Raw genomic sequence first — 25,674 nt, 5'->3', positions numbered from 1 at the left:
AGCCTCCTAGCGAGCTCGCGTAGAAGCGGTGGGCAGTGGCTGGGAGAGCACTTCATTCTGCAGATCAATGAGCTGACGCAACGCCCCCTCCGCCAGGTCCAGCATCTCCCCCAGCTCAGCACGGGAGAACTCAGCATGCTCGCCGGTGCCCTGGATCTCCACAAAATGTCCCTGCTCGGTCATCACGACGTTCATATCCACATCCGCGCGGGAATCCTCCTCGTACGGCAGGTCCACGCACGGCACACCGTCGATGATGCCCACGCTCACAGCGGCAACAGGCGCGCGCAGCGGCTGTCCGGGAACAACACCGCGTTGTTCTAAGACCGCTAGGGCGTCGGCCAGCGCAACATAAGCACCTGTAATGGCTGCAGTGCGCGTGCCTCCGTCGGCCTGCAGGACGTCGCAATCGATCTCCACGGTGTTTTCGCCCAATTGGCTTAAGTCCACGGCGGCGCGCAACGCCCGGCCCACCAATCGGGAGATCTCGTGCGTGCGGCCCTTGACTTTGCCCTTCATGGACTCGCGGGGCATACGCTCGTGGGTGGAGCTTGGCAGCATGGAGTACTCGGCGGTCAGCCAGCCTTCACCGGAATCCTTCTTGAAGCGCGGCACCCCCTCCTTCACGCTGGCGGTGCACATCACTCGCGTGTTACCGAACTCCACCAACACGCTTCCCGCAGGGTTGGTGGTGAAACCCCGGGTGATTTTGACTGGGCGGAGCTCATGGGTGGCACGGCCATCGGCGCGTGTGACGTCAGAATGAGAAGGTGTAGACATGCCCTCTAGTGTAGCCCCCTGCACAGACACAGCGCAGGCGCGCGGCACGATACAACGCAGTACGCTAGATCGTCACCCGCATGCCCGCTTCAGCCAGAGCGATCGGCCCATCAAACTCAGAGCGCGCCGCAGCCAGCGTGGCCTCCGCATCCCCCCACGGCGGAATGTGTGTAAGGATTAGCTTCTCTACCCCCGCCAGGCGCGCGGCCCGTCCAGCCTCCTGGCCCGATAGGTGCATCCCCTCCGGCTTATCTTCGCTGGTGGCTCCCCAGGTTGCCTCGGCGAGCAAAACATCCGCGCCCTGGGCGATGTGAACCAAAGACTCCGTCCAGGCGGTATCGCCCGTGTAGACCACGGACTTCCCCTCGTGCTCTACGCGCATCATGTACGCCTCCGTGGTGTGGATGGCCTCGGCGGAATAGACGGAGAAGTCCCCCACCTGTGTGACGGGATAGGTCGCGGGATCGAAGGGCCCTGTGCCCGTGCGGTGCACTTGCAGGCTGTAGGAGTCCGTCAGGTCGTCCGGCCGGTCAAGGTAGTCGCCGCCCATGCGGCACAGGTGTCCTTCTGCCATCGTCGGCCCCAGCAGGGTGTGCTTGCACTCGGAATTATCCGTGGGATGCCACCGGCGCCACACCATCAATGAGGGGAAATCGGAGCAATGGTCGGCGTGCATATGTGAAAAAACCACGTGGCAATTTTCTGGGTCTACATCTGCTGTGCGTTGCATGGCCGCGAGCACACCTGAGCCGATATCCATCAAGAGATCGGCATTGTGCTGCGGACTCTTCAGCAAGTATCCAGAGGCAGCGGACTCCGGTCCTGGCACGGACCCTGAGCAACCAAGCACGACGAGTTCCATAGCTAGCTATTCTTGCACTATCGCTGTCTAAAAGTTAAAAATGACTCCGGAATGTGAGAGACCGAACTAATTCCCGGCCCCAGAAAACGCGTGGCGAGGTTCGCGAAACGTTGCGGATCTCCCGTTGATTCAAAACTCAGATGCCGAACATTGCCCTCTGTGGCCAGCATGTCCCGTTCGCTGAGCGTTCGGAACACCGTCTTTGCCGTTTCCTCCGCGGAATTCACCAGGGTTACGTTATCTCCCATGACCAGCTGCACCACGCCGGCCAGCAGCGGGTAGTGTGTGCAGCCCAGCACCACCGTGTCCACGCCGCGATCCTTCAGCGGCTGCAGGTAGTTCTCCGCCAAGCCCATGATCTGCCGCCCGGCGGTGATTCCCCGTTCCACGAACGGGACGAACTGCGGGCAGGCCTGCTCCACCACGTCCACCGCGGAGAGTTTCTGAAACATGTCGCGGTAGGCGTGGCTGCTCACCGTACCCTGTGTGGCGATCACTCCTACCTTATTATTTTTCGACGCCGACACGGCCCTGCGTACCGCCGGCGTAATAACCTCAACAACGGGTATGTCCAGTTGCTCGCGCACGTCGTGGAAGCTGGCGGCGGTGGCGGTGTTGCAGGCGATGACGATCATTTTGCATCCGCGGTCGGCGAGTTCGTGGGCGATGTTGAGGGAGAGGTGCCGGACGAGCTCCTGCGGCTTATCGCCATAGGGTGAGTTTTCCGTGTCCCCGATGTAGGTGAGGTTTTCGTGTGGCAGGAGGTCAGCGATGGTGCGCGCCACGGTCAGGCCTCCCACTCCGGAGTCGAACACTCCGATCGGCCTGTTGTCTCCGTGCTGGTTATCTCCGTGCTGGCTCTCGCCCTGCCAATTGTCGCGTGTGCCCGCCATCAGCGGCCTCCCCACGGCCGGTTACCAGGGCCAGCCGATCCGTACAGCGGAGCATCCTGATACGGCGCCCGCTGCATCCGCTGCCTGCGCTTCATGACCTGCCGGTTGCGGCGCATGTCCTGCCCCACGCTGCGCGCGGCGATCACTCCACCGATGGCGCCGAACAGGTGCATCTGCCAGCTCACTCCCATCGTGGTGGGAAAGACTCCCCACAGCACACCTCCGTAGGCAAACACCACCACAACCCCCAGCAGCATCTGCAGGATGCTGCGCGAGTACCAGCCTTGGAAGATCAGGAACGTCACCCATCCGAAGATCAGGCCCGAGGCACCCACGTGCACGGTCAGCGGGCTTGCCACCACCCAGGTGCCCAACCCGGAGACCAGCACAATAATGGTGGAGGCTCGCCACAGCACCGCGCGGCCGCTCAAGGCCACCAGGAACACTAAGGCCCAGGCGATGGAGGTGTTGGCGATGAGGTGTTCCCAACTGCCGTGGATAAACGGGGCGAGCGGAATCCCGATGAGCCCATAGGGATCGCGCGGGTGAACACCGAAGTTCGTGAGGTAGCCTCCCATGTACACGTTCACGATCTGGACAATCCAAAGGACAGTCAGGAACGCGATGGAGGACATCACTGCGGAGAAAGTTCTAGTCATGGGGTGGTTCTTGAGGTCCGATCTGTTGTGTCTAGTGCGGAATTCGATGCGAGGCCCGAGGGGTTGGCCAGCACGTCCCGGTAGCTGGGAACTCCAAAGGCGGAGTCTGCGGCCAGGACTGCGTGCACAATCGCCCGTTCTACCACGTTCGCGCTGGCGGCGGTCAGCATGCTGAGCGCCACCGGGTCCACGGCCACATCCGTGTGCCCGGTCGCCAGGGTGAACAGGGTGTCGCCATCCATCGGCATGTGGGCTGGGCGGATCGCGCGCGCCAGCCCGTCGTGGCCGCTCATCGCCAGCCGCGTGCACTGCGCTTTCGTGAGTGTGGCGTTCGTCGCAATCACGCCGATTGTGGTGTTGAGCTGCGGCGTATCCAGCATCTGTGGCGTGATCTTCGTGCCCAGGATGTTCATGCCGCGCAGTGCCTCTGCCGCGTCGCACGATACCTGCGGGGTATCCATCTCCCCCGAAAATACCGACGCCGAGCCCCACAATTGCCCGCTCCTCGGATCAATAACAGCCCCCTGCGGGTTGGCCACCACACCCGCCGCGATGGTCACGCCGGCCAAGGGGCTGCCCTCCGGGAAAGTCGCGCTGGCCTGGCCGAAACCTCCCTTAAGCGCTCCGGCGGAGGCCGCAAGGCCAGCGCCCACGTTCCCCGAGACGGTCGCGGACTCTATAGCCTTGCCTGCGTATGCCGCCAGGGCACGCTGGGCCGCGAGGGCCCCAGTGCCGGCGTCGGGTCTGGAATCCCACCGGCCCAGCAGGAGGTCAAAGATCACAGCAGAGGGCACGATCGGCACAATTTTGTCCGGGGCATGGTCGCCCAGGACGGGGAATCCGATGCCGCGGCTCTCCAGGCAGCGCATGACCCCGCCGGCCGCGTCCAGCCCAAAGGCAGACCCGCCCGACAGGGCAATCGCATGGACGGCCTGCACCGTGTTGTGCGGCTCCAGCAGGTCGGTTTCCCGGGTACCGGGTCCGCCACCCCGCACGTCCACACCGGCGACGGCACCGCCCGGCGCGACAATCACCGTGGTGCCGGAGTCCCCCTGCTCGTCCTCGCACACCGCGTGGCCCACGCCCAGCCCCTCCACGTCCATGAGGGAGTTGGTGGTACCGGGGCGGCACCCGAACAGTTCAGTGCTCATACGCGTGTGCCTCTCCGCGGGCTATACACCCAGATCCCCCATCAGTGCGGTCAGCAGGCTGTCTTGGTGGAAACCCAGCCAGTCCAGGTAATTCTGAGCGGCCTGCACCTGGTTGGAATCTTCGCCCAGCTCCTCGCGGAACTCCTCCAGCTGCGCGGTGTGGTAGAGGCGAATATCCGTCAGGCCCGCCAGCCACGGCTGGACTTCCTCCTGTGTCAGAGAGATATTCACGGAGCCGTTGGGGCCCAGATAGTCAATGAGGTAGCGCAGATTGCTGAGCTTTCCCCGGATGATGTCCGTCTCGTTGAGCTGGCGGGTGAGGCTGGCATCGCCGTCGATCTGCTCTGCGCCATCCCGGAAGAAGTCCGGCAGCAGGCGGGCGAGCCCTGGGTCCGCCGGGGGTTCGGCATGGCCGGAGGGCATGCCCGTGAGCTCCGACAATTCATCCTTCGGGGCGGTGCGCACGCGCTCCATGAGCTTGTCGGACACGGAGGCGGCGGAGTCCCCCAGCATCTCTCGCTCCAAAGGCTCCAACACGGTGAGGAAGCGAGTGCCTTTCAGCAGGCTGTTTTTCTTCGTCCATGGCTGCATGGGGAGAGTTCACCAGTCCTTTCGTGGTTAGCCGTGAGTGCGCCTTCGTGTTAGCCCTGGGACTGTTCCATCGTGGCCCACAGCCCTGCGGTCTGCAGTTTCTTCACATCGGCTTCCACCTTGTCCCGCTCTCCAGAGCTCACCACAGCCTTGCCTTGGGTGTGGACCTCCATCATCAGTTCGGTGGCTCGCTTGCGTGAGTATCCCAGCACGGTCTGGAAGACATAGGTCACGTAGCTCATGAGGTTGACGGGATCATCCCAGCAGATGCACATCCATGGGAGATTCGCTTCTGTGGCGGTCTCGGGAAGCTTCTCCGCCACAGGGGTTGCGGAAGGGGCAGCGGGTGAAGTCATGAAACCCAGAATACCGACAATGCGCTGCCGATGGGGTGATGCCCTGTAGATGCTATGGACTACCATGGGCGAGGTGACTACTAGATCAACAGCTCTACTGACCGATATGTATGAGCTCACCATGCTGGAAGCTGCCATCCTGGACGGAACGGTCGATAGGCAGTGCGCCTTCGAAGTGTTTACCCGCAGGCTTCCCAACGAGCGCCGCTACGGAGTGGTGGCGGGCACCGCCCGCGTCCTGGAGGCGATCAAGAACTTCCGCTTCACTGAGGAGCAGCTAGAAAAGCTGGATTTCCTCCGCCCGGAGACCCTGGAATATCTGCGCTCCTACCGCTTCACCGGGCAGGTGGATGGGTTCCGTGAGGGCGAGCTGTACTTCCCTCAATCCCCGATCCTCACCATCCGCTCCACCTTCGGTGAGGGCGTGATCCTGGAGACCGTGATCCTCTCGATCCTGAACTCTGATTCCGCGGTGGCATCTGCGGCATCCCGCATGGTGTCCGCCGCGGAAGGGCGGATGATTATCGAAATGGGCTCGCGGCGTACCCACGAATACTCCGCCGTCACGGCGGCACGCGCCACCTACGTCGCAGGGTTCGACGCGACCTCCAACCTCGAGGCCGGCTATCGCTACGGCATTCCCACCTCCGGCACTGCCGCCCACGCCTGGACGTTGCTCCATGTCAACGAGGACGGCACGCCCAATGAACGGGCCGCGTTCCAAGCGCAGGTAGATGCCCTCGGCACGGACACCACGCTTCTGGTGGATACCTTCGACATCACCCAGGGCGTGCAGACCGCCGTGGAGGTCGCGGGACCGAATTTGGGAGCGGTGCGCATTGACTCCGGTGACCTTGGGGTGTTGTCCGGACAGGTGCGCGCACAGCTGGATTCGTTGGGTGCGAAGAACACCAAGATTGTGGTCTCCAGCGACCTGGATGAATTCGCCATCGCCGCCCTGCGGTCGGAACCCGTGGACATCTTCGGCGTCGGAACATCCGTGGTCACAGGCTCAGGCGCACCCACGGCGGGCCTGGTCTACAAGCTGGTCGAAGTGGACGGCCACCACGTCATGAAGCGTTCCCGTGGGAAGAAGTCGGTCGGCGGCGCCAAGGCAGCCATCCGCGCCACCCGATCCACCGGCACGGCCGTGGAGGAAATCACCTACCCCATCGGAAGCGCCGTCCCGGACACGGGAATGCTGAACGCCTACCCGCTGACGGTCCCGCTCATTCGCGATGGGGAGATCGTGGACGGCCAGCCCACCCTGGAAGAAACCCGCGCCTACTGCAAGCAGCAGCGCGTGACACTGCCGTGGGAGGGACTCGCGCTCACCCGCGACGAGCCGGCCATTAGCGTGCGGCACGTGGAAACCGCGCGAGATTAAGAAGAGCGAAAAGAGTTCGCCATGCCCACCACACCCCCGTCGGAATCCTCCTCAGAGTCCTCGTCAGAGTCCTCGTCGTCTTCCTCATCCACCCCGCCGGACATCCAGCCGATGCTCGCCACGGCAGTGCGCTCGGTGGGCGGCTCCCCTCGCCCAGGGCAGCAGAAGATGGCGGACGCCGTCGCCTCAGCCATGCACAACAAGAAACATGTGGCCGTTCAGGCAGGCACCGGCACCGGCAAGTCCTTGGCCTACCTGGTTCCGGCGATCAACCATGCCATGCACTCGGACAATCCCGTCATCGTCTCCACAGCAACCATCGCCCTGCAGCGTCAACTGGTGGAAAGGGACCTCCCGCGCTTGGCCACGGCCCTGGAAGACGACCTTCCGCGCCCCCTCGAGTTCGCGATCCTCAAAGGGCGGAACAACTACCTGTGCCTCAACAAAATCCACGGCACATCGGGCACCTCCGAGCCGCAAGAAGATGCCCTGGTCTCCGCGCACGAACTCACCTCCGTTGGGGCTCAGGTGGCTCGCCTTCACGAGTGGGCGCAGGAGACTGAGGACGGCGACCGGGACAACCTTGAGCGTGGGGTGAGCGACGTAGCTTGGCGCCAGGTGAGCGTAGCCTCCCGCGAATGCGTGGGCGCCTCCCACTGCCCCTTCGGCGATCAATGCTTCGCCGAGCACGCGCGCTCAGCCGCCCAGCAGGCCGATGTGATCGTCACCAACCACGCCCTGCTGGCCATCGACGCCCTGTCCGATAACGCCGTACTTCCCGAGCACGATGTCATCGTGGTGGACGAGGCCCACGAGCTGGAGGGCCGCGTCACCAATGTAGCCACCAGCGAGCTATCCCCCGCCGGCATCAGCATTGTCGCCAAACGTGCGGGCAACCTGCTTCCCAAAGATTCCGACGCCGGGGATCGTCTCCTCGCGGCCCTCGAGAATTGGACCCAGACCCTCGACGAACAGCTGAACGCCTACCCGAACAACAGCGACACTCCACTGCACCGAAAATGGGATGGCCTGCCCCAACACTTCGAGCTGGCCCTAACGAGCCTGAAGGAAGCTGCATGGACGCTCAACCGATCCATCTCCTCCCTGGAACCGGACGAAGACAAGGCTGCGGAGCGCCAAGCCATGAAGGCCGCCACGGAAGAGATTCACGACACGGTCGTGCGGATCCTCAGCATCACCGGATCGCAGGACGACGTGGTGTGGTTGGCGTCGGAAGAAAAAAAGAATATCTGCGTGGCCCCGCTGAGCGTGTCCGACATTCTGGCACAACGGCTGTTCTCGAACTCGACGGTGGTGCTCACCAGTGCCACGCTAGCGCTCGGCGGGAAGTTCGCGGCGATGCTAGCAGCCTGGGGGCTGGCGAAGAGCACCACAACGCTGGACGTGGGCACCCCCTTCGACGCGAAAAAGCACGGCATCCTCTACGTCGCCAGCCACCTGCCCACCCCCGGGCGCGACGGTGCCGCGGACGCGGTGGTGGACGAGGTGGCGCAGCTCATCAACGCCGCCGGTGGGCGCACGCTGGGGCTGTTTAGCTCCCGGAAGGCCGCCGAGTACATGGCCGAGCAGCTGCGCAGCTTAAGCCCTCACAAGGTACTGCTTCAGGGCGAGGATTCACTCTCCCGCCTGGTGACTCAGTTTCGGGAGGACCCCGAGACATGCCTGTTCGGCACCTTGGGTCTGTGGCAGGGCGTGGATGTTCCGGGGCCTAGTCTGCAGCTCGTCATCATGGACCGCATTCCGTTCCCCCGGCCGAACGATCCCCTCATGCAGGCGCGTCAGCAGGCGGCCCAACGGGCGGGGCGCAACGGGTTCATGGAAGTGGCGGCCAACCACGCGTCCTTGCTGATGGCTCAGGGCGCGGGCCGGCTGTTGCGGTCCGTGACAGACAAGGGTGTGGTGGCGGTTCTTGATCCGCGTTTGGCGAAGGCTCGCTACGGAAGCTACATTCGCGCCTCCATGCCGGATTTCTGGGAAACGAGCGACGGCCAGGTGGTGCGGGGTGCTCTGCGTCGGTTGAATGAGTCCGCGTAGCGGCGCGGCGGGACAAGGTGGCTGGTCGGTGCGGCTGAGGGTACCCGAAACTATCTCCCGTGGCGAAAATATGTAAGTTAGGTCACAGCACCAAGTATTCTATGGTGTGCGTCATAAAAGACGCGAAACACGTTGTCAGTGTGCCACTTATCACCCACGAGGAGAACTCTGTGCCGATCTCTAGCAAGCGTCCACCCCTTCCCCTGGACAACACCGACCTCTACAGCCTTGTCTTCGGATCCCTCAGCGAGGAAGACGGGCAACGAACCGCCGTCATCGACCTTGCGACCAACACGGAAACCACCTACGCCGAACTGCGCGTGAAAGTTGACGCCATGGCAGGATGGCTCAGCCACAAAGGCATCACCAAAGGCGACGTGGTGGCGCTCCACTGTCCCAACTCCGAGGCGTTCATCATTGTCGCGCACGCTGTCTGGCGCATCGGCGCTATCTTGAGCCCGCTGTCCCTGCTGTCCACGGTGAAGTCCGTCGAAACGCAGCTGAAGGACAGCAACTCCAAGATGCTGCTCACTATCTCCGCGCTGGGCGATGTCTCCCCTGAAGGCGCGCGCAATCACGGCTTGCCTGAGGACATGATCATCCAGCTGGACACTCCGGAAGGCCTTCCGGCGATCCTCACCGCCGGCCACCAGCCACCAGAGGTCACCTTCGACGTGGACACGGACGTGGCCGCACTTCCCTACTCCTCGGGAACCACAGGACTACCGAAGGGTGTGCAGCTCAGCCACCGGCAGCTGGTCAGTAACGCGCTGCAGGGAACGGATCTGCCCATCGTCACCGGTGACGACATCATCCTGGGCATCCTGCCGTTCTTCCACATCTACGGGCTGACCGCACTCATCAACTTCGCGCTATCCACCCGCGCCAAGCTGCTGACCATGCCCAAGTTCGATCTGCAGCCCTTCCTTGAGGCACACCAGAAGTACGGGGTCACATTCACCTTCATCGCCCCACCCGTAGCCGTGGTGCTGGCGAAGCACCCCATGGTGGACAACTACGACCTGTCCAGCCTCCGCGGTCTGTTCTGCGGTGCGGCCAGCCTGGACGAGGAGCTGGCCCGCGCCGTGGAAAAGCGCCTGGGCACCCACGTCCAGCAGGGCTACGGCATGACCGAAACCTCCCCACTGACGCACGCGAACATTGACCCGAACCTGCCACGTGCCACGATCGGCCAGCCCGTCGCCAATACCGAACACAAGCTGGTGAATGTAGAGACCGGCGAAGAGATCGCGCTCCCCGAGGGTGAGGGCAAGTCCGAGGTCGGTGAGCTGTGGGTGCGAGGACCGCAGATCATGCTGGGCTACTTGAACCGCCCCGAGGAAACCGCAGCCACCTTGCCGGGCGACGGCTGGCTGCGCACGGGTGACATGGCACAGCAGGATCAGCACGGCCACGTCTACATCGTGGACCGCTTGAAGGAACTCATCAAGTACAAGGGCTACCAGGTTCCCCCTGCAGAGCTGGAAGCTCTGTTGCTGTCCCACCCGGCGATCGCCGATTCCGCCGTAGTGGGCGTGACCCGCGAGGAAGATGGCGAGGAAATCCCCAAGGCCTACGTGGTGCTGCAGGATGGGCAAGACATCTCCGGCGAGGAGATCATGGCGTTTGTGGAGGAGCATGTGGCTCCGTACAAGAAGATCCGCCTGGTGGAGTTCATCGATCAGATTCCGAAGTCCAGCACCGGAAAGATCCTGCGCCGCGAGCTGCGCCAGGCTCACGAAGAGGCGCAGCAGGCCTAATTCTGATGCTGCGCTAGATCTCTAGCTGGGGGCGGCGGTAGGTGCCGTCCCGGAGGTCAGCATCTTCAATCTCGTAGCGCGGAATGCCGAGGATGAACAGCACCTGATCCAAGAACGGGTGGTTCACCGCGGCATCGGCTACCTCACGCAAAGCCGGCTTGGCGTTGAATGCAATACCCAGACCTGCGGTGGAGAGCATGTCGATATCATTCGCGCCATCGCCCACCGCGACGGTCTGGTTGAGCTTAATGCCGTTGGACCACGCAAACTCCTTCAAGGACTCCGCCTTGGCCTTGCGGTCGATCACCGGACCAATCACTCGGCCGGTCAGCACACCATCCTTGATCTCCAAGGTGTTTGCGCGGGCGAAGTCCAGGCCCAGGTCACGGGCGAGCGGCTCAATCACCTGAATAAAGCCACCGGAGACCACACCGGTCTTGTAGCCCAGACGCTTGAGGGTACGGATGGTGGTGCGAGCTCCAGGGGTGAGCTCAATCGAGCGAGCAACGCGATCCACCACGCTGGCGTCCAAACCAGCCAAGGTCTTCACGCGCTCATGCAGGGACTCGGCGAAGTCCAGCTCACCGCGCATCGCGCGCTCCGTCACCTCCGCTACCTCGGCCTCCTTGCCGGCGAAGGCAGCGAGCATCTCAATCACTTCCTGCTGGATCAGGGTGGAGTCCACGTCGAAGCAGATGAGTCGCTTGGAGCGGCGAGCCAGTCCCGCACGCTCGATCGCGATGTCCACGCCAATCTCTCGCGTCAGGGCAGCCAGGGCCTTGCGCAGTTCCACGCCACCGCCCGGGGTGGGGTCTGCGACCGTGACGTTGAGCTCCAGGCCCGTGACGGGGTAATCAGCGATGCCGTGGATCGCGTCGATATTGGCACCATGGTTGGCCAGCGTCTCGCCGATCTTGAAGATGTGAGCGGCGGTGACCGGACGGCCGATGACAACCATGACGTGAGAGGACTGTGGACGAGTGCTGCTCAAGTGCTCGTCGGAGTCCACGTTCACGGACATGCCGTAAGGCTCCAGGGTTTCCACCAGGCTCTGCTCCAAGGCGGGGAGCTCGTCGGAAGCCACGCCCACCAGCGCGGCGAGCGAGAGGCTTCCGCGGAATACGGACTGCTCAATGTCCAGCAGCTGAACGGCGTATTCGGTCAGGACGGTGAAGAAGGCGGCGGTCACACCGGGCTTGTCCTTCTTGCCGGTGATGGTGATGATCGCTGGGGCCTTGCCGTCGCTGAGGGTGTCCTGCAGGGCGTCGTGAAATTCGGTCTCATTGTTGGTGCTCACGGGCTCTATTCTTTCACAGTGCCGCTCCAGCGCTCGTTATCGGGTGAGCAACGCAAAAAAGGCCGCCTCCCGCGTAGTTGGGAGACGGCCCGTTGTCTCAGGCAGTTACGGCCTGGGACACACTGTTTTAGAAGTGAGGTCCAACGTGTGCCTCGTCACGCATGCGCTTGACCATGTGTGGGTGGTGCAGCTCGAACGCAGGACGCTCGGAGCGGATACGTGGCATGGAGGTGAAGTTGTGACGTGGAGGAGGGCAAGAAGTTGCCCACTCCAGGGAGTTGGAGTAGCCCCATGGGTCATCCACGGTAACGACCTCACCGTAGCGTACGGACTTGAAGACGTTCCACAGGAATGGCAGCACGGAGATTGCCAGGATGAACGCACCGACCGTAGAGATCTGGTTGTAGATGGTGAATCCATCGGTTGGCAGGTAGTCAGCGTAACGACGTGGCATACCGATGTTACCGACCCAGTGCTGAATCAGGAAGGTGGTGTGGAAGCCCACGAAGGTCAGCCAGAAGTGAAGCTTACCCAGGCGCTCGTCCAGCATGCGGCCAGTCATCTTCGGGAACCAGAAGTAGATACCACCGAAGGATGCGAAGGCCACGGTACCGAAGAGGGTGTAGTGGAAGTGAGCAACGATGAAGTAAGAGTCAGAGATGTGGAAGTCCAGTGCAGGAGCTGCCATCATCACACCGGTCAGACCACCGAACAAGAAGGTGGAGAAGAAGCCCAGGGCGAACACCATCGGAGTTTCGAAGGTGATGCGGCCACCCCACATGGTGCCCAGCCAGTTGAAGAACTTCATACCGGTAGGAACCGCGATCAGGAAGGTCATGAAGGCGAAGAATGGCAGCAGGATTGCGCCGGTCACGAACATGTGGTGAGCCCACACGGCCATGGACAGAGCAGCAATGGACAGGGTTGCGAACACCAGACCCACGTAGCCGAACATTGGCTTGCGGGAGAACACTGGGAAGATCTCAGAGACGATACCGAAGAATGGCAGCGCCAGGACGTACACCTCAGGGTGGCCGAAGAACCAGAACAGGTGCTGCCACATGATGGTTCCACCATTAGCTGGGTCGTACAGGTGGCCGCCGAGCTTACGGTCGTACAGAACACCCAGGGCTGCTGCGGTCAGCAGTGGGAAGATCAGCAGAACCAGCAGGGAGGTCACGAAGATGTTCCACGTGAAGATAGGCATGCGGAACATGGTCATACCTGGAGCGCGGAGGCACAGGATGGTCGTGATCATGTTCACGGCGGACAGGATGGTACCAACACCACCAACACCAACACCCAGGATCCACAGGTCGGAACCAACGCCTGGGGAGTGAACAGCGTCAGACAATGGGGAGTACATGGTCCAACCGAAGTCTGCTGCACCACCAGGGGTGAGGAAGCCGGCCATCATGACTACACCACCGGCGGTGGTCAGCCAGAAACCAAAGGCGTTCAGACGTGGGAAGGCAACGTCAGGCGCACCAATCTGCAGTGGCATGACGTAGTTTGCGAAGCCGAACACCATCGGGGAACCGTACAGCAGAAGCATGATGGTGCCGTGCATGGTGAACAGCTGGTTGAACTGTTCGTTGGACAGGAACTGCATACCCGGCTCGAAAAGCTCGATACGGATCAACAGTGCCATAAGGCCACCGATCATGAAGAAGCTCAGGGACATGATCATGTACATGATGCCCAGAAGCTTGTGGTCGGTGGTGGTCAGCATCTTCCAAGCAAGGCTTCCGCGTGGAGCCTTACCGAAAGGAGCAGGCCTAGACGGGGTGAGTTCTTGACCCTCCCGTGGCGCTACTGCGGTCATTCGTTCCTCCTGACTACGCGGTGATCAGCTCGTCGTGCTGGTCACCCAAGTTTTTTGGATCCTTACATCCACTGGTCTGCTGGCGAGCTGATCGCTGGAAAAACTGCGGTCCGATCGTCGAAACATACCTATGGGACATAGGAATAGCTCCTATGTTATCCCTTAAACGTCGATTTAAATAGCTGAGTCCCTCATGAGTGCTGCGGAACCCACGTTTTGGGGGTGCTGTTTAGAAGTCCCAGTCTTCATCCGTGGTGTTTTCGGCCTTACCAATGACGTAAGAAGAGCCGGAACCACTGAAGAAGTCGTGATTTTCGTCACCACCCGGGTTGAGTGCCGACAGGATCGCCGGGGAAACCCGAGTCTCGTCGGCCGGGAACAGTCCCTCATACCCCAAGTTATTCAGAGCCTTGTTGGCGTTGTACCGCAGGAAGCGCTTCACATCCTCGGTCCACCCCAGCTCGTCATAGAGGTCCTCGGTGTACTGAGCCTCGTTGTCGTAGAGCTCAAACATCAACTCGAAGGTGTGATCCTTCAGCTCATCCCGACGGGCCTGGGGCTCCTTCTCCAAAGCGCGCTGGTACTTGTAACCGATGTAGTAGCCATGCACAGCTTCATCGCGAATAATCAGACGGATAATATCCGCAGTGTTCGTGAGCTTGGCGTGCGAGGACCAGTACATCGGAAGATAGAAGCCCGAATAGAACAGGAAGCTCTCCAGCAGCACGCTGGCGATCTTCCGCTTCAGCGGATCATCGCCCTCATAGAAATTGAGGATCGTATCCGCCTTCCTCTGCAGGTGCTCATTTTCTTCCGACCACCGGAAGGCGTCGTTAATCTCCGGCGTGGAGGCCAACGTCATGAAGATAGAGGAATAGGATTTCGCGTGGACGGACTCCATGAAGGCGATGTTCGTGTACACGGCCTCTTCGTGCATCGTGACGGCGTCGTCGATCAATTTCACAGCACCCACGGTGCCCTGAATGGTATCCAGCATCGTCAGGCCCGTGAACACGCGCATGGTGGTTTGACGCTCGTGTTCGTTCAGGGTGGACCAGCTGGGAACGTCGTTGGACAGGGGGACCTTTTCCGGAAGCCAGAAGTTTCCAGTGAGTCGGTCCCAGACCTCAAGATCCTTGTCGTCTGGAATGTTGTTCCAGTTGATGGCAGAAATAGGTTCCCCAGCCTGGTGATGTGCTGGGGACAGTGGCTTACGTGCCGTCATTGCCCATGCGCTCCTTCAAATCGGACTTTACCTTCCCGACTATATCCCCTTTGCGACACGAAGACCCCATAACGGTCAGAAGCTGCCCTGACTCCCCGTCGCAACGCCCGTCGGAAAAAATTTTTGAAGAATTTTTTTGCTCATGTGGGGGCATAGTGGCTTGTTTACGCCGCTACGAAGTTCATCCGGTAGCGATCATAAATCTTTACAAAAGTCCTGGTCATGATCATATTTTTACTATCACGCAGCGATCCCTAAGTTAACCCAGCCTTTCCTGTTGTTTATGGTCCCTGACCTGCAAAAAGGCAGTGCAAACTTAGTGGCAGACCCGTCATTGTGTGTCTATAGTCGGGTTCATGAGCATCAACGAGAAACTACAGAAGATCATCAACGACCAAGTCACCGCAGAGCACAAGGCAGCTCTGCTGTACACTCAGCTCGGCTACGAGCTCGACCGTCTGTCCTTCACCGGCATGCGCGACTGGATGTTCGCACAGGCCGACGAGGAGCGCGAGCACGCACAGAAGTTCGCTGACCACCTGCTGGACCGCGACGCCCGCGTGGATGTTGAGAACATCGACATGCCTTCCATCAAGATCTCCACTCCCCTGGACGCCTTCGAGGCAGCCCTGGACCACGAGAAGCACGTCTCCGGCCTGATCCGCGAGATCGTTGCCGTGGCTGAGGAGACCAAGGACATCGACTCCCGCTCCCTGCTGAACTGGTTCCTGGACGAGCAGATCGAAGAGGAAGCTACCGTCAGCGAGATCATCGACCACCTGAAGCTGGTGGGCAACGACGGATCCGGCCTGCTGCGCATTGACGCTCAGCTGGGTAGCCGCTAAGCCTCCCCTCTCGATTCCCTCAAAGGGAATTCCTCAGATACTAACTAGCGTTGGCCCCGTCCCTTAAGTTCAAGGGACGGGGTCTTCGCTATGTGTTGTGAGCCTGAGCAGCGCAAAGACCCAGTGCGCACAGAGCCTGTTGTCTGTGACGCGCCGGCCTGTTACAGCTACAGCATGCAGGATACGCAGCCTTCAACCTCCGTGCCTTCCAAGGCCGTTTGGCGCAGGCGGATATAGTAAATGGTCTTAATGCCCTTGCGCCATGCGTAGATCTGCGCGCGATTGATGTCACGGGTGGTGGCCGTGTCCTTAAAGAAGAGGGTCAAGGACAGCCCCTGGTCCACGTACTTCGTCGCCGCCGCGTAGATGTCAATGATCTTCTCGTAGCCGATCTCGTAGGCGTCCTGGTAGTACTCCAGGTTTTCGTTGGTCATGTGTGGCGCTGGGTAGTACACACGGCCGATCTTGCCTTCCTTACGGATCTCAATCTTTGACGCGATCGGGTGGATCGAGGACGTGGAGTTGTTGATGTAGGAAATCGAGCCTGTGGGCGGGATGGCCTGAAGGTTACGGTTGTAAATGCCGTGCTCCATCACGGATTCCTTGAGCGCTGCCCAGTCCTCGGCCGTCGGGGTGTGAATGGACGAGGCCTCGAAGATCTCCTGGATGCGCTGGGTCTTCGGTGCGAAGTCTGCAGGGTCGTACGCGTCGAAGAACGCGCCCGTAGCGTAGTCCGAGTTCTCGAAGTTGTCGAACTTGGTCTTGCGCTCGATGGCAATCTTGTTGGATGCCTTCAGCGCCTCGTACATCACGGCTGCGAAGTACGCGTTGGTGAAGTCCAAGGATTCCTCGGAGCCGTAGTAGATGTGCTCACGGCCGAAGTAGCCGTGGAGGTTCATCTGCCCCAGGCCGATAGCGTGGGAGTGGTCGTTACCCTGGCGCACGGATGGCACGGAATCAATGGACGTCTGGTCAGAGACGGCAGTCAAGCCACGGATAGCGGTCTCGATGGTCTTGGAAAAATCCTCGGAGTCCATGGCTGCCGCGATGTTCATCGATCCCAAGTTGCAGGAGATGTCGTCACCGATGGTGGCGTAGCTCAAGTCCGCGTTGAATTCGGATGGAGTAGAGACTTGCAGAATCTCCGAGCACAGGTTGGAGTGGGTGATCCGGCCGTCGATTGGGTTGGCCTTGTTCACCGTGTCTTCAAACATGATGTACGGGTAGCCGGACTCGAACTGGATCTCCGCCAGCGTCTGGAAGAACTGACGGGCGTTGATCTTCTTCTTCCGGATGCGTGGATCTTCCACCATCTCTTCGTAGTGCTCCGTGATGGACACATCGGCGAAGGCCTTGCCGTAAATGCGCTCCACATCATAAGGAGAGAACAAGTACATGTCATCGTTGCGCTTGGCCAGCTCGAAGGTGATGTCCGGGATCACCACGCCCAGGGACAGGGTCTTAATGCGGATCTTCTCGTCAGCGTTTTCGCGCTTGGTGTCCAGGAACTTGAGGATGTCCGGGTGGTGCGCGTGCAGGTACACAGCCCCCGCACCTTGGCGGGCACCCAACTGGTTGGCGTAGGAAAACGCGTCTTCCAGCAGCTTCATCACGGGGATCACGCCAGAGGACTGGTTTTCGATGTGCTTAATGGGCGCACCGGCTTCGCGGATGTTGGACATCAGCAGTGCCACGCCGCCGCCGCGCTTGGACAGCTGCAGTGCGGAGTTGATGGAGCGGCCGATGGACTCCATGTTGTCCTCGATGCGAAGCAAGAAGCAGGACACAGGCTCGCCGCGCTGAGCCTTACCCACATTCAGGAAGGTCGGGGTGGCTGGCTGGAAACGGCCGTCGATAATCTCATCGACGAGGTGTCCCGCCAGCTCCACGTCACCATCAGCCAGGCCCAGCGCCACCATGCTGACGCGGTCCTCGAAGCGCTCCAGGTAGCGCCGCCCGTCGAAGGTCTTTAGGGTGTAGGAGGTGTAGTACTTGTACGCCCCCAGGAAGGACTGGAAACGGAACTTCTTGGCATAAGCGCGCTTGAACAGGGCCTTAATGTCCGCGAAGTCGTACTTGTCCAGGATCTCCGGGTCGTAGTACTTGTTGCTGACCAGGTAATCGATCTTTTCTTCCAGGTCGTGGAAGTAGACCGTGTTCTGGTTCACGTGCTGGAGGAAGTACTGGTTGGCTGCTTCGCGATCCTTATCGAATTGAATGTTGCCATTCTCGTCGTACAGGTTCAGCAGTGCGTTGAGCGCGTGAAAGTCGAGTTGCTCGGCTTGGTGGACAGGCTCCGCCACGGTCTTTCCGAGTTCGGTGGAAGTCATTCGCTTGTACCTTTGGTGTCTTTCTTCTGGTGTGTCTTCTCGTGCGTTCTACGTTGTCCGTTTTACACGGACGGTCTCACATCCGCTCCCCAGCGGTGTTCAGATCGGAGCGCTTGTTCGAATTCGGCGAGCCCCTGCTGCACTCGGACCACGTCCTCATCCGTGCCCATCAGCTCGAATCTATAGAGGTAGGGAACCTTGCATTTCGCTGCGATGACCTCGCCGGCTTTGCAAAAGTCTGGGCCGAAGTTCAGGTTTCCGCTGGCGATCACGCCGCGCAGCAGTCCCCTATTGTGTGGGTTATTCAAAAATCGAATGACCTGTTTGGGCACCGGCCTGCTGAAGTCTCCTGAAATGCTGGCGCCGCCACCGTAGGTGGGGACGATCAGCACGTGTGGTTGATCCACGATCAGCTCGCCCTCGCTGGCTCGCAAGGGAATCCGCACGTTGTCAATGCCCAGTTTCTGCACGAATCGGTGGGTGTTGAGCGTGGTGGAGGAGAAATAGGTAATCAGCATGGTGCTGCTCTTTTCCGACGTGACGTCCAGGATCACGCCGACATGACGTGTCCAACGCCCGTCACCATGACGTGCCTATGACATACCGACGCCGGGCGTCGGCACGTGCCGGCGTGGTGTGTGAGGTGAAGCGCCGGGTTGTAGAGCTTCTTAGGCGGCTGCAGAGGCCAGGCTGCGGATACGGTCTGGGCGGAAGCCGGACCAGTGGCCGTCCTCGGTAATCACGACGGGTGCCTGGAGGTAACCCAGGGCCATGACGTAGTCGCGAGCCTCGTCGTCCAGGCTGATGTCCACGGTCTCGTACTCCAAGCCAGCCTTATCAAGGGCCTTCTTTGTTGCAGTGCACTGAACGCAAGCTGGCTTGGTGTAGAGAGTGATCATGGCGTGACCTTCCTGAAAAGCGGCGGTGAGTGATGGCCTGTGTTCCATCATTGTGACGTGCTTGAGCTTACACAGAATCGGGCGGGGAGACAACATGGAAAACACAATATTTAGGGCCACAGAAAGCCCTATACCACTAGATGTAGTAGTTACAACTATGGAATTCGCAGGTCGTATTCTGGCGGAGCTACAACATCTAGACGGTAAAAAAACATTCTTGTAATTTCACTCTCGTGAGCACCACCACAACCCACCCCGTGCGCGCTACAGCTCCACCCCACACACGCGACAACCCCTCCCCCGCGTCACTCGCGGAGAAGGGGTTGGTTCAAGAGTCGCGCTGTTAAAAGGATTAGCCCTGACGAGCCTTGAAACGTGGATCCTTCTTGTTGATCACATAAACCTTGCCACGGCGACGAACGACCTGAGCGCCCGGCTTGTTCTTCAGCGACCGAAGGGACTTGCGAACCTTCATTGGGCGCTCCTTTCCTCATCTATTCCAAAGCGTTCGGGCTGGCGGGTGCTGTTAGACGAACATCTAAGCTAGCGCCCAGTGAGCCTCGAACTCAAACACAAGCGATTAGTTTACCCAGCACCTAGCAAAAAACACAAATGAGCTACGGTTTCTTCATACCCCACGGTGGCTACTATGGTGTTCATGAACTCTACCCCGTCCACTGACGACCACCACCTGTCTCCCCTGCGCCGACAGATCATTGAGGAGCTCGGCTGCGCCCCCACCATCGACCCCGCCGCGGAGATCGCCCGGCGCGTGGCCTTCATCAAGGACTACCTGCTCTCCACCGGCGCCCGCGGCCTGGTGTTGGGGATTTCCGGTGGCCAGGACTCCACCTTGGCTGGCAAGCTCTGCCAGCTCGCGGTGGATGAGCTCAACGCCGCCAACGCTGAACGCACCGAGGCTGAACACTCCTTCACCTTCTACGCCGTCCGCCTGCCCTACGGCGTTCAGGCCGACGAGCAGGACGCTCAGATCGCCCTGCGCTTCATCCAGCCCAGCCGCGCGCTGACCATCAACATCAAGGACTCCACGGACGCCATGGCCCGCGCCACCGCCGAGGCCCTTGACGGCTCCCCCATCACGGACTTCAACAAGGGCAACATTAAAGCCCGCGCGCGCATGATCGCCCAATACGCCCTCGCCGGCCAGGTGGGCGCCCTGGTGGTCGGCACCGATCACGCCGCGGAGGCCGTCACCGGCTTCTACACCAAGCACGGCGATGGCGCAGCCGACCTGATCCCGCTGGCGGGCCTGACGAAGAACCAGGGCGCGTCCCTGTTGCGCCATCTGGGCGCCCCGGATTCCACCTGGGAAAAGGTGCCCACGGCGGACCTGGAGGAAGACAGGCCGGCGCTTCCGGACGAGGTGGCGTTGGGCGTCGGATATAAAGATATAGACGCCTACCTCGAGGGACGAGAGATCGACGCCGACGCCGCAGCGATCATCGAATCCTGGTGGAGGCGAACTCGCCATAAGCGGGCCATGCCCGTCACGCCTCACGACCAGTGGTGGCGCTAGTTATCAGCGGTGGCGCTCGTTACATGAAGAGCTGAATCCAGATGACCGCGGCCACGCCGAGGTACCAGGCAATGACCACCAGTAGCGGCATGCCGAACGCGGAGTGCGCCACGACGTCCCCGCGGTCGCGACGGATCTCGCGCATCATGTGAACCATTGTCATGATGAGCAGCGGCATCATGATCGCCCACACGGCCATGCAGTACGGGCACAGGGCGCCGATCACGAAGATCGCGCTGTAGGCGAGCCAGTGGACGAACACGATCCCGAAGGTCATGCCGGCGAGCGTGCACCACCAGAACCACCGGGGAAGCTTAGCGCCCGTCATGAGCACCACGCCGATGGTCATGACCACGCCGTAGCCCAGGATGCCGATGAGAGGGTTGGGGAATCCGAAGGCGTTGGCCTGCGGTGATTGCATGACGTCACTGCAGGAGACGACCTCGTTGAACGTACAGGCGGGGACGAACGTGGGGTCGACCAGCAGGGCGATCTTGTCCACCGTGATGAGGAAGGAGAAGAACTCGCCGATGGTGGCCAGGATGAGCATCGTGGCACCGAACAGCTTCGTGGCTCCCCACCCGCCCGACCTGTCCTCCCGCGGGAGGGCCGTGGAGTTGTTGGTGGAGTTGTTGCTCGTGGATTCGTTGAAGGTGTTCTGAGCCATGGTCGTCCTTGCCACTTGTGTGAAAAAGCCACCGGGTATTCCCGGTGGCTGTTTGTGGAGCTAACGGGACTCGAACCCGTGACCCCCACACTGCCAGTGTGGTGCGCTACCAGCTGCGCCATAGCCCCGTGGAAAGCGTGTGTGCTCTCGAACGTCAAAAGCCTACATCACCGTGAAGCGACTAAACAAATCGCCTGGTTGGGGACTTTTTGTACGCCCGCGCTGTATCAAACAATCGCAGGCATCACACGCTTCCAATGCTTAAGGGTTAACAACCTCGGGAACCCAAGACTTGATGGAGCCGGTATTCTTATCGGCCACCAGCTCGATCTCCTTATCATCCACGAAGATGCGAGGGGTGGACACCTGGCCAGCTTGCTTGGACAGCTTGTCGCTGTTGGCCTGGAAGACACTCTGGGTAGCTTCCTGGTTCTTGCCGCTCTTCACGCCGTCCACGATGGACTGGTCCACGCCGTAGCTGGACACGGCGCGGGCCATTTCCTCGTTACCCCAGGTGCGGGACACCTCAACCTGGTTGGCGAAAATGTACTGCTGCAGGTTCCAGAAGCCCTTGGCGTTGCCTTCCTTGGCCAGGTCGATGACGGCTGCGCCGGCCCGGGAGGAGGAGCGACGCTCGGGGTCGTCCAGGAAGTTCAGGATGCGGTATTCCACCTTGATGTCGCCGTTGTTCAACGCCGCCAGGAGGTTCTCGTGATCGGATTCCGCCAACTCTCCACAGTGCGGGCAGGAGAAGTCTTCGTAGATCACAGCCGTTTTTGCGTCTGGATTCAGATCCTTGGAGGCCAGGACAACGGCGTTGTCCTTGAAGGAGACGTCGAATGCAACGTCCTGTTGTGGCATATCCATACCGGCAGCATTATGGTCACTGTTTTTCTTGATGAACAGGCCGCCTACCACGGCCGCGATGATGAGGATAGCGACGATGCCCCAGATGAATCCCTTGCTGGAATCCTGCTGTGGCGCCTTAATCTTCTGACTCAACGGAGTAGTCCTTTCGCGTTTTATACCCGAATCATTATTCCAACCACCACGTAAAATTACCAAGCCCTACGGGGCCTCATGTGCCCTTTTGACAGACAGTTAGCATCTTCCCTACCCCCATTGCCAGCAAACTGGCAGCGTTCTAGGACTTTTGCCATGATTTTTTGCGCATTCCCTAGTGAAACTGCCTGCGCACAGAGTAATCTAACCGTCCATGGATGACGTTTCATTTGCAGACCGGCTTAACGAGATTCTGGGCACCGCCGGATCTATCCTGTGGGGCCCATTCCTCCTGATCCCTCTCCTGCTGGGAACAGGAATTTTCCTTACGATTCGCTTGGCGGGTCTCCAGTTCCGCACCCTCGGCGTGGCCCTGCGCCACGGACTCATCGACCGTAACGACGAAGGCGGCGCGGGTGACATCACCCAGTACCAGGCGCTCACCACGGCACTGGCCGCCACGGTGGGTGTGGGCAACATCGTCGGTGTGGCCACCGCCATCGGCGTGGGTGGTCCCGGCGCGCTGTTCTGGATGTGGGTCACGGGTCTTCTGGGCATGGCGTCCAAGTACTCGGAGGCTTTCCTGGGTGTCCGCTTCCGCACCAAGGATGCTGACGGCCACATTTCCGGTGGTCCGCAGCGCTACCTCTCCGAGGGAATCCAGGGTGGCTTCGGTAAGTTCCTGGCCTGGTTCTTCACCATCGCCGCCATCATCGCCTCCTTCGGTATCGGTAACCTCACCCAGGCCAACGCCGTGGCCACCGGCTTGGAGGACACTTTCCATGTGGATCCCTGGATCACCGGCATCATCATGTTCGTACTGGTGGGAACGGTGCTATTGGGCGGCATCCAGTCCATCGGTAAGGTCACCTCTGCCTTCGTGCCGCTGATGATCGTGATCTACATCGGCGGCGGCTTGATCGTTCTGGGCAAGCACGCCGGCGAAATCCCCGCAGCGCTGGGCATGATTGTTACCGACGCCTTCACCGGCACCGCCGCCACCGGAGGCTTCTTGGGCGCCACCATCATCGCAGCTCTGCGCATGGGTGTGGCCCGCGGCATCTTCTCTAACGAGTCCGGCATGGGCTCCGCGGCCATTGCTGCGGCCGCAGCGAAGACCACACACCCTGTCCGCCAGGGCCTGGTCTCCATGACGCAGACGTTCATTGACACGATCATCGTGGTGACCATGACCGGACTGGTCATCGTCACGACGGGCGCGTGGAAAGGTGGTGCCGACGCCGCCGGCACGATGACCGCAGAAGCCTTCAGCCGCGGCATCGGCGCGGACTGGGGCGGCACGATCGTATCCGTCTCCGTGGTGTTCTTCGCCTTCTCCACGATCCTGGGTTGGTCCTACTACGGTGAGCGCAACGCGGAGCGCGCGTTCGGCCTGTGGGCGTCCCTGCCCTACCGCGCCGCGTTTACCTGCGTGGTGTTCCTCGGTGCGACCACGGAGCTGGAGTTGGCGTGGACCTTCGCCGACCTCGCCAACGGCCTGATGGCTCTGCCGAACCTGGTGGGTCTGCTGGTTCTGTCTGGCCTCATCGCCCGCGAAACCAAGGCGTACCTGGACTTCGATCCGAAGCTGCGCGCGAAGCCGGAGGATGTGCACCAGTTCCTGGTGGACACCAACAACCCGTGGCGCTCGGGAGCCTAAAGCACTCGGAGATCTCGAGCCTCCCCCACACCGTGTGAACCACAACAGGGGCGTTTTCGATGTATTTCATCGAAAACGCCCCTTCTATGTTCCACGAAACTATAGGGTATTTCCATGAATACTCCATCCTCCGATGTGCCCTATACCCTTGTCACCACGGCCCCAGAGCCCGCCCCCACCTACGGCGACGGACTGAACGTGGCCCTCACTCCGTTACGGTTCCTGCAGCGCAGCGCCGGAATCAGTCCCAACAAAATCGCCTGCGTGGACGGGCCGCGCCGCATCACCTTCCGTGAATTCGATGCCGACGCCCAAGCCTTCGCCCGCGCACTCCGCGCCGATGGAATCCAGCCCGGCGACCGTGTGGGCGTGCTAGCCGCCAACTCCTACGAAGCCCTCCTGGCGCAATTCGCCATCCCCCTGGCCGGCGCCGTGGTGGTCGCGATCAACACCCGACTGGCTCCCGCGGAGGTCTCCTACATCCTGGACCACTCCAGCATCAGCATCGTGCTGGGTGAGCGGGACCTGCTGGCCGCCGCGGTGACGGCCGTGGATCGAGACCTGTCGCGCCTCATCCTCATTGCCGACGAGCACGGGACTGAACCGGGCGCGGACCTGGGGGATGTGGAGTTGGCGTCGGACATCATCACGACATTCAGCAGCTACCTTCAGCCACATCGCGACGGTGAGCGGCTGACCTACCGCGTGGCCGATGAACGCCAAGCCATCGCCATCAACTACACGTCCGGCACCACCGGCAAGCCCAAAGGTGTGGTGTACACGCACCGCGGCGCCTACCTCAACGCACTGGGCGAGGTGCAGACGCAGAAGTTCACCAAGGACACGGTCTACCTGTGGACCCTGCCGATGTTTCACTGCTCCGGCTGGTGCACCGGCTGGGCCTCCATGGCGGTCACGGCCACCCAGGTGGCGCTGCGTGCGGTTCGCGGCCCGGACATGTGGCGTCTCATCACCGACGAGGGCGTGACGGCCATGTGCGGCGCTCCGGCCGTGCTGACCACCCTGGTGGACGATGACAATAAAAAGCGCGTGAAGAATCTCTCCATCGTCACCGCCGGCGCCCCGCCGAGCCCCACCATCATCACCCGATGCGAAAACCTGGGCGTGGAGGTCACGCACGTCTACGGCCTGACCGAATCCTACGGGCCCTACACCGTGTGCGAACCCCAGCCGAACTGGCAGGACATGACCGTCCGACGCCGCGCGGTGCTCAAAGCCCGGCAGGGAGTGGCGATGGTGACCAATGAGCAGGTGCGAGTCATCAAGGAAACCGAGAAGGACTCCGACCTGGTGGAGGATGTGCCGTTCGATGGAACCACCATGGGCGAGATTGTCTTGAGTGGAAACGGCGTGATGGCCGGATACTTTAAGGACCACGCCGCCACCGCCGAAGCCTTCCGCGGCGGGGTGTTCCACACCGGCGACCTGGGCGTGAAGCACCCCGACGGCTACATTCAGCTGCTGGACCGCGCGAAGGACGTGGTGGTCTCCGGCGGCGAGAACATCTCCACCATCGAGGTGGAGCAGGCCGTGGTCAGCTACCCGGACGTGTCCGACTGTGCGGTCATTGGCGTGCCCGATGAGAAGTGGGGCGAGCGCCCCCGCGCCTATGTGGTGCTGCGGCCAGAGGCGGCGGCGAACGTGTGCGATGGTGACGCGGAGACCCAGGAGAACGCGGAAAACCAGGAGGCCAGGAAGGCCATCGAGGAGGCGATCATTGCACACTGCCGCGCTCACATCGCCGGCTACAAGGTGCCGCGTGACATCCGCATTCTTCAGGAGCTGCCCCGCACGTCCACGGGAAAGGTGCGGAAGAACGAGCTCCGGGATGAGGCCTGGGCTGGGCACGAGGCACGGATTAATTAGCGCTGC

At 61.1% G+C, this 25,674-nt stretch carries 23 protein-coding genes and 1 tRNA gene; 7 read left to right on the top strand and 17 right to left on the bottom strand.

What is annotated here, in order from left to right; all coding sequences use genetic code 11:
- Positions 1–6: 6 nt before the first annotated feature.
- The 7 genes from rph to clpS form a co-directional block, all read right to left on the bottom strand.
- A complete protein-coding gene (gene rph / locus IAU67_RS02425) occupies positions 7–780 on the bottom strand; it encodes a ribonuclease PH (protein WP_151843225.1) in 774 nt (257 codons plus the stop codon).
- Between the two features lie 64 nt (positions 781–844).
- A complete protein-coding gene (locus tag IAU67_RS02420) occupies positions 845–1,642 on the bottom strand; it encodes an MBL fold metallo-hydrolase (protein WP_187767944.1) in 798 nt (265 codons plus the stop codon).
- A gap of 17 nt (positions 1,643–1,659) precedes the next feature.
- Positions 1,660–2,535: a glutamate racemase gene (gene murI / locus IAU67_RS02415; RefSeq protein WP_151843224.1), complete on the bottom strand. Its 876-nt coding sequence runs from the start codon at positions 2,533–2,535 to the stop codon at positions 1,660–1,662.
- Positions 2,535–3,194 carry a rhomboid family intramembrane serine protease gene (locus tag IAU67_RS02410; protein WP_225723609.1) on the bottom strand — a complete coding sequence of 220 codons (660 nt, stop codon included), beginning with the start codon at positions 3,192–3,194 and terminating at the stop codon, positions 2,535–2,537. Before IAU67_RS02410 ends, murI begins: the two co-directional genes overlap by 1 nt.
- On the bottom strand, positions 3,191–4,345 hold the full coding sequence (locus IAU67_RS02405) for a P1 family peptidase (RefSeq protein ID WP_151843223.1): 1,155 nt from the start codon (positions 4,343–4,345) through the stop codon (positions 3,191–3,193). The genes IAU67_RS02410 and IAU67_RS02405 overlap by 4 nt, the downstream gene beginning before the upstream one ends.
- Positions 4,346–4,366: 21 nt before the next feature.
- The gene (locus tag IAU67_RS02400; protein ID WP_151843222.1) at positions 4,367–4,936 is read right to left on the bottom strand and encodes a DUF2017 domain-containing protein; all 570 of its coding nucleotides are present in this window, start codon (positions 4,934–4,936) and stop codon (positions 4,367–4,369) included.
- A 50-nt stretch (positions 4,937–4,986) separates the two neighbouring features.
- A complete protein-coding gene (gene clpS, locus IAU67_RS02395; RefSeq protein ID WP_151843221.1) occupies positions 4,987–5,292 on the bottom strand; it encodes an ATP-dependent Clp protease adapter ClpS in 306 nt (101 codons plus the stop codon).
- A gap of 64 nt (positions 5,293–5,356) precedes the next feature.
- Between clpS and IAU67_RS02390 the strand changes: the two genes are divergently transcribed.
- From IAU67_RS02390 to IAU67_RS02380, 3 genes are all read left to right on the top strand, one after another.
- The gene (locus tag IAU67_RS02390) at positions 5,357–6,679 is read left to right on the top strand and encodes a nicotinate phosphoribosyltransferase (protein WP_151843259.1); all 1,323 of its coding nucleotides are present in this window, start codon (positions 5,357–5,359) and stop codon (positions 6,677–6,679) included.
- A 21-nt stretch (positions 6,680–6,700) separates the two neighbouring features.
- Positions 6,701–8,734 carry an ATP-dependent DNA helicase gene (locus IAU67_RS02385; RefSeq protein WP_151843220.1) on the top strand — a complete coding sequence of 678 codons (2,034 nt, stop codon included), beginning with the start codon at positions 6,701–6,703 and terminating at the stop codon, positions 8,732–8,734.
- A gap of 170 nt (positions 8,735–8,904) precedes the next feature.
- Complete coding sequence (locus tag IAU67_RS02380) at positions 8,905–10,494, top strand: AMP-binding protein (RefSeq protein WP_151843219.1); 1,590 nt, start codon at positions 8,905–8,907, stop codon at positions 10,492–10,494.
- A gap of 13 nt (positions 10,495–10,507) precedes the next feature.
- Here the strand turns inward: IAU67_RS02380 and serB are convergent, their stop codons facing one another.
- The 3 genes from serB to nrdF all read right to left on the bottom strand — a co-directional run bounded on the left by serB (position 10,508) and on the right by nrdF (position 14,841).
- Complete coding sequence (gene serB, locus IAU67_RS02375) at positions 10,508–11,791, bottom strand: phosphoserine phosphatase SerB (protein WP_225723608.1); 1,284 nt, start codon at positions 11,789–11,791, stop codon at positions 10,508–10,510.
- Positions 11,792–11,918: 127 nt separating this feature from the next.
- Entirely contained in the window at positions 11,919–13,616 is a 1,698-nt protein-coding gene (gene ctaD, locus IAU67_RS02370) for an aa3-type cytochrome oxidase subunit I (RefSeq protein ID WP_151843217.1), read from the bottom strand.
- 229 nt (positions 13,617–13,845) lie between these two features.
- Entirely contained in the window at positions 13,846–14,841 is a 996-nt protein-coding gene (gene nrdF / locus IAU67_RS02365) for a class 1b ribonucleoside-diphosphate reductase subunit beta (protein ID WP_151843216.1), read from the bottom strand.
- 356 nt (positions 14,842–15,197) lie between these two features.
- Here nrdF and IAU67_RS02360 point away from each other — a divergent pair, with 356 nt between their 5' ends.
- Positions 15,198–15,686, top strand: a complete 489-nt coding sequence (locus tag IAU67_RS02360; RefSeq protein WP_151843215.1) for a ferritin — start codon at positions 15,198–15,200, stop codon at positions 15,684–15,686.
- Between the two features lie 167 nt (positions 15,687–15,853).
- Here the strand turns inward: IAU67_RS02360 and nrdE are convergent, their stop codons facing one another.
- From nrdE to ykgO, 4 genes are all read right to left on the bottom strand, one after another.
- Positions 15,854–18,016: a class 1b ribonucleoside-diphosphate reductase subunit alpha gene (nrdE, locus tag IAU67_RS02355; protein ID WP_151843214.1), complete on the bottom strand. Its 2,163-nt coding sequence runs from the start codon at positions 18,014–18,016 to the stop codon at positions 15,854–15,856.
- Positions 18,017–18,078: 62 nt separating this feature from the next.
- Positions 18,079–18,534 carry a class Ib ribonucleoside-diphosphate reductase assembly flavoprotein NrdI gene (gene nrdI, locus IAU67_RS02350; RefSeq protein ID WP_151843258.1) on the bottom strand — a complete coding sequence of 152 codons (456 nt, stop codon included), beginning with the start codon at positions 18,532–18,534 and terminating at the stop codon, positions 18,079–18,081.
- Between the two features lie 150 nt (positions 18,535–18,684).
- Positions 18,685–18,915, bottom strand: coding sequence for a glutaredoxin-like protein NrdH (nrdH, locus tag IAU67_RS02345; RefSeq protein ID WP_151843213.1), 231 nt, complete (start codon positions 18,913–18,915; stop codon positions 18,685–18,687).
- Between the two features lie 352 nt (positions 18,916–19,267).
- Entirely contained in the window at positions 19,268–19,390 is a 123-nt protein-coding gene (gene ykgO / locus IAU67_RS02340; RefSeq protein WP_003852698.1) for a type B 50S ribosomal protein L36, read from the bottom strand.
- Positions 19,391–19,606: 216 nt separating this feature from the next.
- On the opposite strand from ykgO, the gene nadE reads away from it, so the two are divergent.
- Entirely contained in the window at positions 19,607–20,452 is an 846-nt protein-coding gene (gene nadE / locus IAU67_RS02335) for an ammonia-dependent NAD(+) synthetase (protein WP_280527186.1), read from the top strand.
- Positions 20,453–20,471: 19 nt separating this feature from the next.
- Here nadE and IAU67_RS02330 read toward each other — a convergent pair whose 3' ends face one another.
- The 3 genes from IAU67_RS02330 to IAU67_RS02320 all read right to left on the bottom strand — a co-directional run bounded on the left by IAU67_RS02330 (position 20,472) and on the right by IAU67_RS02320 (position 22,121).
- Positions 20,472–21,119, bottom strand: a complete 648-nt coding sequence (locus tag IAU67_RS02330) for a vitamin K epoxide reductase family protein (protein WP_225723607.1) — start codon at positions 21,117–21,119, stop codon at positions 20,472–20,474.
- Between the two features lie 55 nt (positions 21,120–21,174).
- Positions 21,175–21,247 (bottom strand) — tRNA-Ala (locus IAU67_RS02325).
- A gap of 133 nt (positions 21,248–21,380) precedes the next feature.
- A complete protein-coding gene (locus IAU67_RS02320) occupies positions 21,381–22,121 on the bottom strand; it encodes a DsbA family protein (RefSeq protein WP_151843211.1) in 741 nt (246 codons plus the stop codon).
- Between the two features lie 214 nt (positions 22,122–22,335).
- On the opposite strand from IAU67_RS02320, the gene IAU67_RS02315 reads away from it, so the two are divergent.
- Positions 22,336–23,781 (top strand): alanine/glycine:cation symporter family protein, encoded by a 1,446-nt coding sequence (locus IAU67_RS02315; RefSeq protein WP_151843210.1) that lies wholly within the window; start codon positions 22,336–22,338, stop codon positions 23,779–23,781.
- 114 nt (positions 23,782–23,895) lie between these two features.
- Positions 23,896–25,668: an AMP-binding protein gene (locus IAU67_RS02310; RefSeq protein ID WP_151843209.1), complete on the top strand. Its 1,773-nt coding sequence runs from the start codon at positions 23,896–23,898 to the stop codon at positions 25,666–25,668.
- The last annotated feature ends 6 nt before the right edge of the window (positions 25,669–25,674 follow it).

The sequence above is a fragment of the Corynebacterium zhongnanshanii genome, assembly GCF_014490575.1.
Lineage (GTDB): Bacteria > Actinomycetota > Actinomycetes > Mycobacteriales > Mycobacteriaceae > Corynebacterium > Corynebacterium zhongnanshanii.
This window is presented reverse-complemented; position numbering and strand designations above follow the sequence as displayed.

Coding starts and splice junctions, on each gene's coding strand:
- rph (WP_151843225.1), bottom strand. CDS start 780: ATGTCTACACCTTCTCATTCTGACGTCACACGCGCCGATGGCCGTGCC.
- IAU67_RS02420 (WP_187767944.1), bottom strand. CDS start 1,642: ATGGAACTCGTCGTGCTTGGTTGCTCAGGGTCCGTGCCAGGACCGGAG.
- murI (WP_151843224.1), bottom strand. CDS start 2,535: ATGGCGGGCACACGCGACAATTGGCAGGGCGAGAGCCAGCACGGAGAT.
- IAU67_RS02410 (WP_225723609.1), bottom strand. CDS start 3,194: ATGACTAGAACTTTCTCCGCAGTGATGTCCTCCATCGCGTTCCTGACT.
- IAU67_RS02405 (WP_151843223.1), bottom strand. CDS start 4,345: ATGAGCACTGAACTGTTCGGGTGCCGCCCCGGTACCACCAACTCCCTC.
- IAU67_RS02400 (WP_151843222.1), bottom strand. CDS start 4,936: ATGCAGCCATGGACGAAGAAAAACAGCCTGCTGAAAGGCACTCGCTTC.
- clpS (WP_151843221.1), bottom strand. CDS start 5,292: ATGACTTCACCCGCTGCCCCTTCCGCAACCCCTGTGGCGGAGAAGCTT.
- IAU67_RS02390 (WP_151843259.1), top strand. CDS start 5,357: ATGGGCGAGGTGACTACTAGATCAACAGCTCTACTGACCGATATGTAT.
- IAU67_RS02385 (WP_151843220.1), top strand. CDS start 6,701: ATGCCCACCACACCCCCGTCGGAATCCTCCTCAGAGTCCTCGTCAGAG.
- ctaD (WP_151843217.1), bottom strand. CDS start 13,616: ATGACCGCAGTAGCGCCACGGGAGGGTCAAGAACTCACCCCGTCTAGG.
- nrdF (WP_151843216.1), bottom strand. CDS start 14,841: ATGACGGCACGTAAGCCACTGTCCCCAGCACATCACCAGGCTGGGGAA.
- IAU67_RS02360 (WP_151843215.1), top strand. CDS start 15,198: ATGAGCATCAACGAGAAACTACAGAAGATCATCAACGACCAAGTCACC.
- nrdE (WP_151843214.1), bottom strand. CDS start 18,016: ATGACTTCCACCGAACTCGGAAAGACCGTGGCGGAGCCTGTCCACCAA.
- nrdI (WP_151843258.1), bottom strand. CDS start 18,534: ATGCTGATTACCTATTTCTCCTCCACCACGCTCAACACCCACCGATTC.
- nrdH (WP_151843213.1), bottom strand. CDS start 18,915: ATGATCACTCTCTACACCAAGCCAGCTTGCGTTCAGTGCACTGCAACA.
- ykgO (WP_003852698.1), bottom strand. CDS start 19,390: ATGAAGGTTCGCAAGTCCCTTCGGTCGCTGAAGAACAAGCCGGGCGCT.
- IAU67_RS02330 (WP_225723607.1), bottom strand. CDS start 21,119: ATGGCTCAGAACACCTTCAACGAATCCACGAGCAACAACTCCACCAAC.
- IAU67_RS02315 (WP_151843210.1), top strand. CDS start 22,336: ATGGATGACGTTTCATTTGCAGACCGGCTTAACGAGATTCTGGGCACC.
- IAU67_RS02310 (WP_151843209.1), top strand. CDS start 23,896: ATGAATACTCCATCCTCCGATGTGCCCTATACCCTTGTCACCACGGCC.